The sequence below is a fragment of the Streptomyces chisholmiae genome (genome assembly GCF_031845445.1).
Lineage (GTDB): Bacteria > Actinomycetota > Actinomycetes > Streptomycetales > Streptomycetaceae > Streptomyces > Streptomyces chisholmiae.
This window is the reverse complement of the sequence record NZ_JAVREO010000009.1, coordinates 93,169-106,827: the sequence shown is the minus strand read 5'-3', so window position 1 is coordinate 106,827 and position 13,659 is coordinate 93,169. Positions and strand designations below refer to the sequence as shown.

Below are 13,659 nucleotides of genomic sequence, written 5' to 3'. Positions count from 1 at the left end.
GAAGCCCGCGGGCAGCACCGTGGAGAACACCGTGGACGACGCCTCAACCTGCCGCGCCAACGGGACGGAGCTGGTCAGATTCGACAAGGTCACCAAGCGCTTCGGCGAGGTGACCGTCCTCGACCAGCTCGACTTCTCGGTCAACACCGGGAAGCACGTCACCCTGATCGGCCCGTCCGGCTCCGGCAAGACCACCATCCTGCGGCTGCTGATGACCCTCCTCACCCCGGAGGAGGGCACCATCACCGTCGACGGGCAGTACCTCACCCACGAGGAACGCGGCGGCAAGCTCGTCAAGCCGGGCGAGAAGCACGTGCGCGAGGTGCGCAAGAAGATCGGCATGGTCTTCCAGCACTTCAACCTCTTCCCCAACATGCGGGTGCTGCGCAACGTGATGGAGGCCCCGGTGCACGTGCTGGGCCTCTCCAAGGACGAGGCCGCCGAGCGTGCCAAGGAACTCATCGAACTGGTCGGCCTCACCGAACAGCTGGACAAGTACCCCAGCCAGCTCTCCGGCGGCCAGCAGCAACGCGTCGCGATCGCCCGCGCGTTGGCGATGCGGCCCCAGGTGCTGCTGCTCGACGAGGTCACCTCGGCGCTCGACCCGGAGCTGGTGGCCGGCGTGCTGGACGTGCTGCGGGACATCGCGCTGTCCACCGACATCACCATGCTGGTCGTCACCCACGAGATGTCCTTCGCCCGCGACATCTCCGACTCGGTGCTGATGTTCGACCAGGGCAAGATCGTGGAGTCCGGCCCGCCGGACAAGATCTTCAGCGAGCCCGAGCACGACCGCACCAAGGAGTTCCTCTCCACGGTGCTCTGACCGGCCGGACCGCCACCCCACCGGGCCCGACCCGGTGGGGTGGTCCTTCGCCGCGAACCGGCGCGCCGCCCGGGGCGTTCTCGCTACGCTGGTAGGCGCTGACCCACCGCGCTCCCCCGGCGCGTGGCCTCGTGAACGCTGGCAGGAGGACGAAGTGGCACACACGTCCGGGCGCACGGCTCCGTTCCACTCGGTGCGATACGCCCTGCGGGTGCTGGAGGTGATCGCCGGCCACCCGGACGGGATACGCCCGGAGGAGCTGGCCCAGGCCACCGGCCTACCGCCGGACCAACAGGCCCACCTGCTGCGGATGTTGCTCGCCGAGGGCTATGTGGACGAGCCGGTCGCCGGCGTCTACGTCCCGGGCCACACGCTGCTGCTGCTCGGCGGCGGCGGAAACGGCGCCGGCGCCAACGGCGAGTCCGGCCGCCGGCGGTTCCGCGACGAGCGGCTCCAGGCCGCCCTCGACGCGCTCCGCGACTCCCTCAACGCCCCCGTCTACCTGGCCCGTTACCAGGACGGCGAGCTGGAGGTGCCGCGCACCTCCGACACCCCGCAGGCCCCCGTGGTCAACGAGTGGGTCGACTTCAGGTCCGCCGCGCACGCCACCGCCATCGGCAAGTGCCTGCTGAGCCAGCTCGACCACGACGGCCGGCAGGACCACCTGGCCCGCCACCGCGCGGCCCGGCTCACCTCCCGCACCATCACCGACCGGCGGGTGCTGCTCAGCACGCTGGAGCGGCAGCCGCCCACCATGCCGATGCTGGACTTCCAGGAGTACGCGGTGGGCACGCTGTGCGCGGCGGTCCCGCTGACCGCCGGCTCCACGGTCGGCTGCCTCGCCCTGTCCCTGCCCGTCGGCCAGGCCCACCGCCTCCGGCACGCCGCCGAGGAACTCAACCGCCAGGCCGCCACGGCCCTCCTCTCCCTGAGCATCTGACCTCCGCGGCCCGGGGCCCGGCCGCCCCGGCGGGCCGGGCCGCGGGGGTCAGTTGGCGGGGCCGGTCTGTTGGACGACCTCAAGGGACCACAGCTCGGAGCCGGTCGCGGCCGGCTTGCGCGGGGCGCCGTCGCCGCCGGCGGCGCCGTGGGCCTGGCGCATGGAGCCCTCGGCCCACGCCCGGTAGTCCTCCTCGCTCCGCCAGCGGGTGTAGACCAGATACCGGTCCGTCCCCTCCACCGGCCGCAGCAGCTCGAACCACTCGAAGCCGTCCTGGCTCTCCACCATCCCGGCCCGCCCGGCGAACCGGCGCTCCAGCTCGGCGCGTTGGTCGGCCGGAACCTCCAGCACGTTGATCTTCACCACGGACACCGCCGCACACCACCTTCCCCATCGACCGGCCCACGCCCACCTACCGGACCCGGGCCACACATCCCCAGTCTGCACCCGCCACCCCGGCGACCGGCGGCCGGACGTCCCCTCGCGCCGCGAGGCGTTCAGCCGGGCGGTGTTGTTCGGGGGGTGCCGCGCAGCGATAGCGTGTAGGCGACCCGTACTCAGGTTTTTCCCCTCGGGAGGATCGCCCATGGCAACCACACGCACCGCGACGACCAACTGGGAAGGCTCCCTGATGGAGGGGGCCGGCAAGGTGAACCTGGACTCGTCCGGGCTCGGCACCTTCGACCTCACCTGGCCCTCCCGCGCGGAGGCCCCCGACGGGCGGACCAGCCCCGAGGAACTGATCGCCGCCGCGCACTCGGCGTGCTTCTCGATGGCCCTCTCGCACGGCCTGGCCGGCGCCGGCACCCCGCCGGAGTCGGTGGAGACCTCGGCCGACGTCACCTTCCAGCCGGGCCAGGGCATCACCGGCATCGTGCTGAAGGTCCGCGCCCGGGTCCCCGGCCTGACCGCCGAGGGCTTCCAGGAGGCGGCCACCACCGCCAAGGAGAACTGCCCGGTGAGCAAGGCGCTGGCCGGCGCCCCGATCAGCCTGGAGGCGGAGCTGCTCGACTGAGCCGCTCCCCCACCGGGGCCGAGACGCCCCAGGCCCCCGGCACCCGTTCCGTCAACGGGCGCCGGGGGCCTGTGCGTTGGTGAACCACCGGGTGGTGCGGCCGGAGGGATTCGAACCCTCACGCGCGTGAAGCGCACTGGGACCTAAACCCAGCATGACTGCCAGTTCCATCACGGCCGCTCGTGCCGGCGATTCTACGACAGCCCCTCCCGGCCTGGCCGTTCCGCGACGAAGGCCGTGGCCCGGCGGGCCGGTCAGCCGCCCAGCGCCTGGGTCGTGGCGTGGATCACCAGCCCGGCGAGGGCCCCGATCACCGTGCCGTTGAGCCGGATGAACTGGAGGTCCCGCCCGATGTGCAGCTCGATCTTGCGCGAGGTGGTCGGCGCGTCCCAGGCGGCGATGGTGTCGGTGATCAGCGAGGTGATCTCGCCCCGGTACCCGCTGACCACGTGGACCACGGCGTCCGCGACCCAGCCGTCCAGCTTGTCCCGCAGCGCGGCGTCCGCGGCCAGCCGCCCGCCGGTGCTGAGCACCGCGGCCCTGGCCCGCAGCCGCAGCGCGCTGCGCTCGTCCTCCGCGGCGGCCACGATCATGCCGCGCAGCGCCTCCCACGCGGAGCCGATCAGCTCCTGCACCTCGGGCCGGTTGATCAGGTCGCTCTTGAGCCGCTCCACCCGCTGCCTGGTCTCCGCGTCGTGCTGCAACTGCTGCGCGAAGTCGGTCAGGAAGCGGTCCACGGTGGCCCGCGCCGGGTGGTCCGGCTGCTGGCTGGCCTCGGTGACGAAGCGCAGCAGCTCGCGGTAGACCCGCTCGCCGACCCGCCGGTCCACGAACCTGGGCGTCCAACCGGGGGCGCCGTCGGCGACCGCGTCGAGCACCGCGTCCCGGTGCGTGGTCAGCCAGCTGTGTGAGGCCTCCAACACCAGGTCGACCAGCCGCCGGTGCCCCTCGTCGGCGATGGTCCGCTCCAGCAGCCGGCCCAGCGTCGGGGCGATCTCGGTGGCGCCGGCCCGCCGGGTGATCGACTCGGCCAGCACCGCCTGGACGTCCGCGTCCCGCAGCACCCGCAGCCCGCCGCGCACCGCCGTGCCCAACTCGGCGGTGACCCGGTCGGCGTTCTCCGGCTGGGCGAGCCACTCCCCCACCCGCCGGGCCAGCGCCACCGAGCGCAGCCGGTCCCTGACCACCTGCTCGGCGAGGAAGTTCTCCCCGACGAACTCGCCCAGAGACTGGCCCAGTTGGTCCTTCTTGGTGGGGATGATCGCGGTGTGCGGGATGGGCAGCCCGAGCGGCCGGCGGAAGAGCGCCGTCACCGCGAACCAGTCGGCCAGCGCGCCCACCATCCCGGCCTCGGCGGCCGCCGCCACGTAGCCGGCCCACGGCCCGGCACCGCTGTGCTCGGCCCAGGTGGCCAGCGCGTAGACGACGGCGACCACCACCAGCAGCCCGGTGGCGACCCCCTTCATCCGCCGCAGCCCGCGTCGTTTCAGCTCGTCGGCCGCGGTGAGCGCGCCGGGACCCGTCGCCACGGCGTCCCCGGCCCTCCCGGTGAGGCCCTTGGTCCGCATCGCCTTCCACTCCCTCCGCGTTCGCCGTTGGCAACGACCCGCGCCCCGCGCGGCGTTCCCGTCCCGATCATCCCCCGACCCGCCGCCGGGCGGGCGAACCGGGCGCCGGTTCCCGCCGGCGCACCCGGCCGCACCCCGGCCGGTGCACCCGGTCGAGTGAGCCGTGGGATCATCGACGGGTGGGTGTGGTCAGTAAGCGAGGGGCGTTCGGCCTGCTCGCCGCTTTGCTTGTGGTACTGCTCGGGATCGCCCTGGCCATCGGCACGGGGCGGGGGGAACGCGTGGAGGTCGCGGCGCAACAGCCGGCGCCGGAGGTGGTGCCGGCGGCCCGCGGCGAGTGGGTGGGCACCTGGTCGGCGTCCCCGTCCGGCGCCGAGCCCGGCACCAGGGACGGCCTGGGCGGCCAGACGATCAGAAACGTGGTGCGCACCTCCGTCGGCGGCAGCGGGGTGCGGGTCGAGCTGTCCAACCGGTACGGCAGCCGCCCGGTCACCTTCACCCACGTCACCGTCGCGCTGCCCTCCGCGCTCGGCGGCCCGACCGCGCACGAGGGCACCATGCACCGGGTGACGTTCGGCGACGGCACCGCCGTCACCATCCCGGCCGGCGGCTCGGTGCTCTCCGACGCCGTCCCGCTCGACCTGCCGCCCGCCGCCGACCTGTTGGTCTCCCTCTACACCCCGGACGCGACCGGGCCGGTCACCTACCACCGGATGGCGCAGCAGCCCAACTACCTCGCCAGGGGTGACCAGAGCAGCCAGCTCTCCGGCGCCGGCTTCACCCACGCCGGCGACGTCTGGCGCTACCTGACCGGGGTGCAGGTCTTCACGTCGGCGAGCGACGGCGCCGTGGTGGCGCTGGGCGACTCGCTGACCGACGGCATCACCTCGACGCCGGGCGCCAACCGCCGCTGGACGGACTTCCTGGCGGCGCGGCTGCGCGAGGAGCCGGACGCGCCCCACATGGCGGTGCTCAACCAGGGCATCAGCGGGAACCGGCTGCTCCGGGACGGCGCCCCCGACCGGCTCTTCAACGGCGCCAGCGGGCTGAGCCGGCTGCACAGCGACGTGCTGCACCAGCCGGGTGTCAGCGCGGTGGTGGTGCAGCTGGGCGTCAACGACCTGCTGTTGGAGCCGCGGGCCAGCGACGCGCGGCTGATCGTGCACGGCCTGAACCAGCTGGCCGAGGAGTCCAGGGCGGAGGGACTGCGGGTGCTGGGCGCCACGCTGGCCCCGTTCGGCGGACACCGCGGCTGGACGCCGGAGTTGGAGCAGCTGCGGCAGCAGGTGAACGAGCAGATCAGGACGGCCGGCATCTTCGACGCGGTGGTGGACTTCGACGCGGCGCTGCACGATCCGGCGGCCCCGCACCTGATGCTGGCCGCCTTCGACTCGGGCGACGGGCTGCACCCCAACGACCACGGCTTCCAGGCCATGGCCCAGGCGGTGGACCTCACCACCCTGGCCGACCACGACACCTCGGCCCAGGCCCTCTGAGCCGACCGCCGGCCCCGGGCGCCCCCGGCGCACCCCGACGTGCCTCGGGCGGCGCCGTTGCGCCGCGCAGCGCACCCGCGCGCCCCCGTCTGGGGGACAGCGGACGCGCCGGCGGAGCCGGTGACGCCGGGATTGCGTTACGCACGGTGCGACAGTGTTAACTCCAAGGCAGATAAACGTACCGCCGACGCACCGCGACCAGGTCGCGACGAGGGCCCCGATGAGCGACGCAAGCCCGCCCAGCAGCAGCGACGATCCCTCCGACGAGCCGCCCGCCGGCCGCGCCGGCACCCCCGGCGACACCCCCGCCGACCCGCCGGCGGGCGCGCCCGCCGGCCAGGCCGCCGCGCCCCCGTCCCGCCGGTGGCCCGGCTGGGCCGCGCGCCCGGCGCTGCCGCCGCGCCCGCGGCGCACCGGCTGGCGCCGGCTGCTGCCGACCTGGCGGGTCACCCTGGTGGCCGCCGCCGTGACGCTGGTCGCCGTGCTGGGCTCGGTGCTCGCCGGCTACCTGCTGGTGGACATCCCGGAGCCCAAGTCGGCCGCCGCCGCGCAGAGCAACGTCTTCCTCTACGCCGACGGCAGCCAACTGGCCCGGGTGGGCGAGATCGACCGGGAGAACGTGCCGCTGGACGAGGTGCCGGAGCACGTGCGGAACGCGGTGCTGGCGGCCGAGGACCGCGACTTCTACCACGCCCCGCCGGTGGACTTCTCGGCGATGATGCGGGCCGGCTGGAACATGCTGCGCGGCGGCGGCCGGCAGTCCGGCTCCACCATCACCCAGCAGTACGTGAAGAACTACTACCTGGACCAGCGGCAGACCGTCACCCGCAAGGTCAAGGAGCTGTTCATCGCGGTCAAGCTGGACCGCGAGGTGAGCAAGGACGAGATCCTGGAGGGCTACCTCAACACCAGCTACTTCGGCCGCAACGCCTACGGCGTGCAGGCCGCCGCGCACGCCTACTACGGCAAGCCGGCCAAGGAGCTGACCGAGGCCGAGGGCGCCTACCTGGCGGCGCTGCTCAACTCCCCCAACGCCTACGACGTGCGGGCCAACCCACAGAGCCGGGACCGGGCGGTGGCCCGTTGGGAGTACGTGCTGGACGGGATGGTCTCCGAAGGCTGGCTGGACGAGGGGCGGCGGGCGGAGCTGGAGTTCCCCGAGCCGAACGAGGGCAACGTCTCCGCCGGGCTGGGCGGCGAACGCGGCTACCTGGTGGAGGCCACCCGGCAGTACCTCGCCGAGCACGGCATCGCCGACGACGACCAACTGGCCCAGGGCGGCTACCGGATCACCACCACCATCGAGCCGGACCGGCAGCGGGCGCTGACCGAGGCGGTCGAGGCGCAGTTGGAGACCGCGCTCAACGAGGAGCGCGAGCAGGACTCCTGGGTGCGCGCCGGGGCCACCTCGGTGGACACCGAGAGCGGGCACGTGGTCGCCATGTACGGCGGACGGGACTACATCGACCAGTACGTGAACAACGCCACCCGGCGGGACTACCAGGCGGCCTCCACCTTCAAGCCGTTCGTCTACGCGGCGGCGCTGGAGCACGACTCCCGCACCCGGGACGGCGAGCTGATCGGCCCGAGCACCGAGTACGAGGGCGACAGCGGCCGTGAGGTGGTCAGCCGCAGCGGCCAGGGCACCGGCTGGTCACCGGAGAACGAGCAGAACCGCGACTACGGCACCGTCAAGGTCAGCGAGGGCATGGACAAGTCCATCAACGCGGTGTTCGCGCAGATGGGCGTGGACGTCGGCCCGGAGCTGGTGCGGGACACCGCGGTGGCGCTGGGGCTGCCGGCCGAGACGCCCGGGCTGACCGAGGCCGACGCCTCCATCTCGCTGGGCACCGCCACCCCCAGCACCCTCGACATGGCCGGCGCCTACGCGACCCTGGCCCGGCACGGGGAGCACCGGCCGGTGGTGCTGGTCACCGAGGTGGTCAAGGACGGCGAGTCGCTGGACCTGCCGGAGTCGGAGCCCCGCCAGGTGATCTCCCGGGAGGCGGCCGACGGCGCCACCGCGATGCTGGAGGCGGTGGTGCGCGGCGGCACCGGCACCGCCGCCGGCAGCGCCGGCCGGCCGGCGGCCGGCAAGACCGGCACGGCGGAGGCCGACCGGGCCGCCTGGTTCGCCGGCTTCACACCCGAACTGGCCACCGTGGTCGCGATCTTCGGGCAGGACCCGGAGACCGGGGTGCAGCGCGAGCTGTACGGGGCGGCCGGGCAGGAACGGATCAGCGGCGGCGGCTTCCCGGCCCGGATCTGGGGCCAGTACACCAGGGAGGCGCTGGAGGGGCAGCCGGTCACCGACTTCGACCTGCGGCAGCCGGAGCGCCGCGAGCACAGCGACGGGGACCTGGAGGGCGAGGGCGAGGGCGAGGACGGGGACGAGGACCAGGACGGCGGGGAGAGCGAGGACGGCGGGGAGAGCGACGCCCCGGAGTCCAGCGCGTCACCGGAGTCCGGCTCCCCGGCCGAGTCCGGCTCGCCCGACGGCGGCACGTCCTTTGGACCGGAGTCCCCGGAGTCGCCGACGTCTCCGGACGCCCCCGGCTCATCGGGCTCGTCCGAGTCGGCGCCCGGCCCGTCCGACAGCACGGACAACGCGCCCCCGGGCCCGGCGGAGCCGGCCGAGCCCGCCGCACCGGCGGAAGGCGCCGGAGCGGCCGCGCCGGTCGAGGCCGCCGCGCCGGCGGGCGCCCACGACGAGGCCGCCGCACCCGGCGGCTGAGCCGGGGGCGACGGCCTGGCGTCAACCGGGGTCGACGGAGATCAGTACGGGTCGCCGCGGGTCGTCACAGGTGGAGCGTCGTCACAGGTAGAGCCCGGTGGAGTCGTCCGAGCCCTCCAGCCGCTCGGCGGCCACCGCGTGCACGTCGCGCTCCCGCATCAGGATGTACGTCACGCCCCGCACCTCGACCTCGGCGAGGTCCTCGGGGTCGTAGAGCACCCGGTCGTTCGGCTCGACGGTGCGCACGTTCTGCCCGACGGCGACCACCTCGGCCCAGCTGAGCCGGCGGCCGACCTGGGCGGTGGCCGGGATGACGATGCCGCCGGTGGACCGGCGCTCGCCCTCGGCGTTCTCCGCCTTGACCAACACGCGGTCGTGCAGCATGCGGATGGGCAGCTTGTCGTGGGTGGGATGGGAACTCACGGGACGACCGTATCTCAGGGGCCGGCTCGGCTGCCTACCGGCGTCGGCGTCGCGAGGAGAGCACCAGCAGCCCGGTGACGGCCACGGCCAACGCGGCGACCGGGAGCACCCGGTCCAGCCGGGGGCCGCCCTCGGCGGAGACCAGCTGGGCGCGGACGCCGTCCACGGTGCGGGTGACGGCCACCGCCGCCCGGCCCGCCGTGCGGTCCACCGCGCCGGCCGCCCTGGCCTTGACGTCCCCGACGATGGTACTGGGGTGCACCCGGACCGCGATCTCGTCGAGCGTCACCGCGAGGCGCTCCCGCCGGCGGGCGATCCGCTCCTCGATCTCCGCGGTTGTCCTGGCTGCTTCCGGCACGTCGATGCCTCCATCGTCCACACGGGGTAAACGGTTGTGGGGTTACGGCACAGTGTGTCAGCTCCACCGTGGCGATGCCCGTCGGATACCCCGATTAGGCTGGGTGGCGCACAATCCCTGAGAAACACCCCGGTACGACGAGAAACCGAGCGCTAAGGAGCATCGCGATGAGCGTGCGTCTGCAACCCGGGGACGCGGCCCCCGCGTTCACCCTTCCCGACGCCGACGGCCGGCCCGTGTCGCTGGCCGACCACGCGGGCCGCAAGGTCATCGTGTACTTCTACCCCGCCGCGCTCACCCCCGGCTGCACCAAGCAGGCGTGCGACTTCACGGACAACCTGGAGCTGCTGGCCGAGGCCGGGTACGACGTGATCGGTGTCTCCCCCGACAAGCCGGAGAAGCTCGCCAAGTTCCGTACCAAGGAGGACCTCCGGGTCACCCTGGTCAGCGATCCGGACAAGGAGACGCTCACCGCCTACGGCGCGTTCGGCGAGAAGAAGCTCTACGGCAAGACCGTCACCGGGGTCATCAGGTCCACCTTCGTGGTGGACGAGGACGGCCGGGTCGCCCGGGCGCTGTACAACGTCAGGGCCACGGGGCACGTGGCCAAGCTGATCAAGGACCTGGACGTCTGAGCGATCCGAGGATCTGAAGGAGCCGTGTGCCGTGGCAGAGCGTAAGCCGATCAAGTCCTGGCTGACCGACATGGATGGGGTACTCATCCACGAGGGAGTGCCGATCCCGGGCGCCGAGGAGTTCCTCAAGCGGCTCCGGGAGTCCGGGATGCCGTTCCTGGTGCTCACCAACAACTCCATCTACACCCGGCGTGACCTGCACGCCCGGCTGGCCCGAATGGGTCTGGACGTCCCGGTGGACGCCATCTGGACGTCGGCGCTGGCGACCGCCCAGTTCCTGGACAGCCAGCGGCCCGGCGGCTCCGCCTACGTGATCGGCGAGGCCGGGCTGACCACGGCGCTGCACGACGTGGGCTACGTGCTGAGCGACGTCTCGCCGGACTACGTGGTGCTGGGCGAGACCCGCACCTACAGCTTCGAGGCGCTGACCAAGGCGATCCGGCTGATCAACGGGGGCGCCCGGTTCATCGCCACCAACCCGGACCACACCGGCCCTTCGGCCGAGGGCGCGCTGCCGGCGACCGGCTCGGTGGCCGCGCTGATCACCAAGGCGACCGGCCGGGAGCCGTACTTCGTGGGCAAGCCCAACCCGTTGATGATGCGGACCGGGCTGAACATGATCGGCGCGCACTCGGAGACCAGCGCGATGGTCGGCGACCGGATGGACACCGACGTGCTGGCCGGCCTGGAGGCCGGGATGGAGACCTTCCTGGTGCTGACCGGGCTGACCGAGCGGTCGGACGTGGACCGCTTCCCGTTCACCCCGTCGGTGGTGGTGGACTCCATCGCCGACCTGGTGGACCGGATCTGACCGTCCGCCCCCCGCGGGCCGGCCGGGGTTCTCCCCCGACCGGCCCAAGCGCGGGCGGCAGCGGATGCGGCGGGCCGCGCGCCGGGAGACCTTCGACGGGTAGCCACCCCGGAGGTTGGACATGGGCATCTCCCGCTCTCTCACCCTCGTACTGTGCGCGGCGGCGACCGTGGCGGCCGCGGTCGGCCCCGGCCAGGCCCTGGCGGCCGACCGCCCACCGGCCGGTGACGCGGTGTTGGTCACGCCGGTGGCGCCGCTGCCGGGCGAGGGCGTCGGGCTGCTGGTTCCCGGCTGTGCCGGGACGACGGGCGGCACGGCCGTCTCGCCGGCCTTCACCCAGCCGGTGCGGCTGACGCCGAACGTGGCCGGCACCGGGCTGGTCGGCGAGGCCGACATCGAACGCGACGCCCGGGTGGGCGAGCACGACGTCCAGGTCACCTGTGGCCGGCCGGAGGGCGCGCTGCACGGCACGGTGTCGGTGGGCGACGGGACGCGGGACGCCGCGCAGGACGGGGCGGGCGGCGGCCGAGCACCGCGGTCGGACCCGGACCCGGGCGCGGAGTCGTCCCCGGGCCCGACGGGCGAGACGAGCACGAGCCCGGACGCGGTCCGCCCGTTCGGCGAACCCGGTGAGCGCGGCGAGCCCGGCCGGGGCGCCGGGCGCGAGACGGACGGCGCGGAGCGCGACCACGGGGCCGGCGACCGGTGCGGCCCCGAGCACCGGAAGCCGGAGCAGCACCGGCCGGCGCCCCCCGAACAGCCGGCACGGCCGGAGAAGCCGGAACGGCCGGGACAGGCCGAGCACCCCGGGCGTTCCGAGGACCCGACAAGCCCGGAGCGGCCGGAGCGGCCCGATGAGCCGGGGCACCCCGAGCGGCCGGGGGACGAGGGTGCCGAGCGGTGCCACGGGGACGGCGGCGGAGAGCACCGGAGCGGGCCGACCGGCCCGGTGCGGGCCGGCGGCGGGGGCACCGCCGACCTGGCGACCGCCCCGGCGGACCCGGCGGTGAGCTGGGGCGACACGATCCCCGCCGGGCTGGTGCTGCTGACCGGCGCCGGGGCGACGGCCGGGGTGCGCTGGCTGCGGTCGCGCACCAGGGCCGGGCGGTGAGCACCGGCGTCCGTCCGCTGACCTCGCTGGTCGCCTGGGCCGTGCTGCTGTGCGGCCTCTGGCTGTGGGCGCGGGAGCTGACCGGCGGTGCCGGGGCGAACTGGCTGGACACCGGCCCGCGGGAGGGCCGGGCCGAGACCGTCCGGGAGGACGAACTGCCGCCGCCGCGCGCCCCGTTGCCGGGTCGGGCGGCGCCCGAGGCGGTGACGGTGGCCAGCGTCGGGGTGGCCGCCGAGGTGGTGCCGCGCGGGCTGGACGCGGACGGTGGGGTGGAGCCGCCGCCGTACGAGTCGCCGGAGCTGGTCGCCTGGTACGCGGACGGGGTGCCGCCCGGCGCGGAGGGCGCGGCGGTGCTGGTCGGCCACCTGGACACGGAGCGGGCGCCGGCGGTCTTCCACGAGCTGGCCGAGGCGGAGCCGGGCGACGAGGTGCGGGTGGCCAGGGCCGACGGGCGGGAGGCGGTGTTCACCGTGGACGGCGTCGATGTGGTGGACCGGGACGCCTTCGACGCCGACCGGGTCTACGGTCAACGCACGCCGGGCGCGGCCGAGTTGCGGCTGCTGACCTGTGGCGGCGCCTACGACCCGGCGGGCGGCGGCTACGCGGCCAACGTGGTCGTCTCGGCCTATCTGACGGACGCCGGCTGAGCCGGCCGGCCCGGGGCCGCGGCCCCGGGCCGGCGGCGGGGTCAGGCGTTCGGGACCAGCTCGCCGACCAGCGGGGCCAGGGCGCGGAAGGCGAGGCCCCGGTGGCTGATCGCGTTCTTCTCGTCGGGGGTCAACTCCGCGCAGGTCCGGTCGGAGCCGGTCGGCTGGAGGATCGGGTCGTAGCCGAAGCCGCCGGCGCCGCTGGGCGCCCGGCGCAGGGTGCCGGCCAGCCGGCCCTCGGTGACCCGCTCGGTGCCGTCCGGCAGCGCCAGCGCGGCGGCGCACGCGAAGTGGGCGCCGCGGTGCGCGTCCGGCACGTCGGCCAGCTGGGCCAGCAGCAGCTCCAGGTTGGCCCGGTCGTCGCCGTGCCGGCCGACCCAGCGGGCGGAGAAGATGCCGGGCGCGCCGCCCAGCACGTCCACGCAGAGCCCGGAGTCGTCGGCGACCGCCGGCAGGCCGGTGGCCCGGGCGAGGGCGTGCGCCTTGAGCAGGGCGTTCTCCGCGAAGGTCACCCCGGTCTCCTTGACGTCCGGCACCTCGGGAAAGGCGTCGGCGCCGAGCAGTTCGAGGGTGATCCCGGCCTGGGCCAGGATGGCGCGCAGCTCGGTGACCTTGTGGGCGTTGCGGGTGGCGAGAACGAGTCGGTGCATGCCGCCGATTATCGACCCCGCCGCCGCCCGGCCGGCACCCGGGACGGGCACGGGCCGGGCGTGGGGGGCGTCAGCCCGGCGAGCAGGCCGAGGTCAGCTCGTCCATCGCGTCGTTGAGCGGCGAGAGGTCCGGCACCTCGCCGTCGCCCACCGCGCGCAGGTTGTCCAGGGCCTCGCCCACCGAGTCGGCGGCGGCCCGCACGTCGGTGTCGGAGACGTCGTCGCGCAGCGCGCCGAGGTCCTCCTGGGCGGCGTCCGCCGCGTCGGTGAACCCGGCCGGGTCCTCCGAGTCCAGGGCGCGGCCCACGTCGTCCACGCTGCCGCCCACCTCAAGCGCCAACCGGGCGCAGTCCACCGCCCGTTGCGGGTCGCACGCGGTCGCGCCGAGCGCGGCCGTGGCCGCCAGCACGCCGCCGGCCAGCGCCATCCGGATGCTCTTCACCAT

At 74.5% G+C, this 13,659-nt stretch carries 15 protein-coding genes and 1 tRNA gene; 9 read left to right on the top strand and 7 right to left on the bottom strand.

From position 1 onward, the window contains the following. The first annotated feature begins 19 nt into the window (after nt 1-19). Nucleotides 20-826, top strand: coding sequence for an ectoine/hydroxyectoine ABC transporter ATP-binding protein EhuA (gene ehuA / locus RM844_RS16605; protein WP_311668157.1), 807 nt, complete (start codon nt 20-22; stop codon nt 824-826). A gap of 154 nt (nt 827-980) precedes the next feature. Further along, nucleotides 981-1,766: an IclR family transcriptional regulator domain-containing protein gene (locus tag RM844_RS16600; protein WP_311667983.1), complete on the top strand. Its 786-nt coding sequence runs from the start codon at nt 981-983 to the stop codon at nt 1,764-1,766. Nucleotides 1,767-1,814: 48 nt separating this feature from the next. Here RM844_RS16600 and RM844_RS16595 read toward each other — a convergent pair whose 3' ends face one another. After that, nucleotides 1,815-2,138, bottom strand: coding sequence for an antibiotic biosynthesis monooxygenase family protein (locus tag RM844_RS16595; RefSeq protein WP_311667982.1), 324 nt, complete (start codon nt 2,136-2,138; stop codon nt 1,815-1,817). A gap of 214 nt (nt 2,139-2,352) precedes the next feature. On the opposite strand from RM844_RS16595, the gene RM844_RS16590 reads away from it, so the two are divergent. Continuing rightward, complete coding sequence (locus tag RM844_RS16590) at nt 2,353-2,781, top strand: OsmC family protein (RefSeq protein WP_311667981.1); 429 nt, start codon at nt 2,353-2,355, stop codon at nt 2,779-2,781. Nucleotides 2,782-2,873: 92 nt separating this feature from the next. On the opposite strand, the gene RM844_RS16585 is transcribed toward RM844_RS16590, so the two are convergent. Together RM844_RS16585 and RM844_RS16580 are read right to left on the bottom strand one after the other, a co-directional pair. Beyond that, nucleotides 2,874-2,961, bottom strand: a tRNA-Leu gene (locus RM844_RS16585). Between the two features lie 74 nt (nt 2,962-3,035). Then, entirely contained in the window at nt 3,036-4,349 is a 1,314-nt protein-coding gene (locus tag RM844_RS16580) for a DUF445 domain-containing protein (protein WP_311667980.1), read from the bottom strand. A 179-nt stretch (nt 4,350-4,528) separates the two neighbouring features. Between RM844_RS16580 and RM844_RS16575 the strand changes: the two genes are divergently transcribed. Beyond that, entirely contained in the window at nt 4,529-5,845 is a 1,317-nt protein-coding gene (locus RM844_RS16575; protein WP_311667979.1) for an SGNH/GDSL hydrolase family protein, read from the top strand. Between the two features lie 220 nt (nt 5,846-6,065). After that, nucleotides 6,066-8,579: a transglycosylase domain-containing protein gene (locus RM844_RS16570; protein WP_311667978.1), complete on the top strand. Its 2,514-nt coding sequence runs from the start codon at nt 6,066-6,068 to the stop codon at nt 8,577-8,579. Nucleotides 8,580-8,660: 81 nt separating this feature from the next. Here RM844_RS16570 and RM844_RS16565 read toward each other — a convergent pair whose 3' ends face one another. Further along, complete coding sequence (locus RM844_RS16565) at nt 8,661-8,963, bottom strand: GroES family chaperonin (protein WP_311668156.1); 303 nt, start codon at nt 8,961-8,963, stop codon at nt 8,661-8,663. Between the two features lie 73 nt (nt 8,964-9,036). Beyond that, nucleotides 9,037-9,381 (bottom strand): DUF3618 domain-containing protein, encoded by a 345-nt coding sequence (locus tag RM844_RS16560; RefSeq protein WP_311667977.1) that lies wholly within the window; start codon nt 9,379-9,381, stop codon nt 9,037-9,039. A gap of 146 nt (nt 9,382-9,527) precedes the next feature. Here RM844_RS16560 and bcp point away from each other — a divergent pair, with 146 nt between their 5' ends. The 4 genes from bcp (at nt 9,528) to RM844_RS16540 (ending at nt 12,564) form a co-directional block, all read left to right on the top strand. Continuing rightward, a complete protein-coding gene (gene bcp / locus RM844_RS16555; RefSeq protein ID WP_311667976.1) occupies nt 9,528-9,995 on the top strand; it encodes a thioredoxin-dependent thiol peroxidase in 468 nt (155 codons plus the stop codon). A gap of 31 nt (nt 9,996-10,026) precedes the next feature. Then, entirely contained in the window at nt 10,027-10,806 is a 780-nt protein-coding gene (locus RM844_RS16550; RefSeq protein WP_311667974.1) for an HAD-IIA family hydrolase, read from the top strand. Nucleotides 10,807-10,927: 121 nt separating this feature from the next. Then, the gene (locus tag RM844_RS16545) at nt 10,928-11,917 is read left to right on the top strand and encodes a hypothetical protein (protein WP_311667973.1); all 990 of its coding nucleotides are present in this window, start codon (nt 10,928-10,930) and stop codon (nt 11,915-11,917) included. Beyond that, entirely contained in the window at nt 11,914-12,564 is a 651-nt protein-coding gene (locus RM844_RS16540) for a class F sortase (RefSeq protein ID WP_311667972.1), read from the top strand. Before RM844_RS16545 ends, RM844_RS16540 begins: the two co-directional genes overlap by 4 nt. A 41-nt stretch (nt 12,565-12,605) precedes the next feature. On the opposite strand, the gene rdgB is transcribed toward RM844_RS16540, so the two are convergent. Together rdgB and RM844_RS16530 are read right to left on the bottom strand one after the other, a co-directional pair. Beyond that, nucleotides 12,606-13,214 (bottom strand): RdgB/HAM1 family non-canonical purine NTP pyrophosphatase, encoded by a 609-nt coding sequence (gene rdgB, locus RM844_RS16535; RefSeq protein ID WP_311667971.1) that lies wholly within the window; start codon nt 13,212-13,214, stop codon nt 12,606-12,608. A 70-nt stretch (nt 13,215-13,284) separates the two neighbouring features. Next, nucleotides 13,285-13,659 carry a hypothetical protein gene (locus tag RM844_RS16530; protein ID WP_311667970.1) on the bottom strand — a complete coding sequence of 125 codons (375 nt, stop codon included), beginning with the start codon at nt 13,657-13,659 and terminating at the stop codon, nt 13,285-13,287.

What these genes read in the sequence shown, in the direction of transcription:
- RM844_RS16590 (WP_311667981.1), top strand. Translation starts at nt 2,353, where the DNA reads ATGGCAACCACACGCACCGCGACGACCAACTGGGAAGGCTCCCTGATG.
- RM844_RS16580 (WP_311667980.1), bottom strand. Translation starts at nt 4,349, where the DNA reads ATGCGGACCAAGGGCCTCACCGGGAGGGCCGGGGACGCCGTGGCGACG.
- RM844_RS16570 (WP_311667978.1), top strand. Translation starts at nt 6,066, where the DNA reads ATGAGCGACGCAAGCCCGCCCAGCAGCAGCGACGATCCCTCCGACGAG.
- RM844_RS16565 (WP_311668156.1), bottom strand. Translation starts at nt 8,963, where the DNA reads ATGCTGCACGACCGCGTGTTGGTCAAGGCGGAGAACGCCGAGGGCGAG.
- bcp (WP_311667976.1), top strand. Translation starts at nt 9,528, where the DNA reads ATGAGCGTGCGTCTGCAACCCGGGGACGCGGCCCCCGCGTTCACCCTT.
- RM844_RS16545 (WP_311667973.1), top strand. Translation starts at nt 10,928, where the DNA reads ATGGGCATCTCCCGCTCTCTCACCCTCGTACTGTGCGCGGCGGCGACC.
- rdgB (WP_311667971.1), bottom strand. Translation starts at nt 13,214, where the DNA reads ATGCACCGACTCGTTCTCGCCACCCGCAACGCCCACAAGGTCACCGAG.
- RM844_RS16530 (WP_311667970.1), bottom strand. Translation starts at nt 13,659, where the DNA reads ATGGTGAAGAGCATCCGGATGGCGCTGGCCGGCGGCGTGCTGGCGGCC.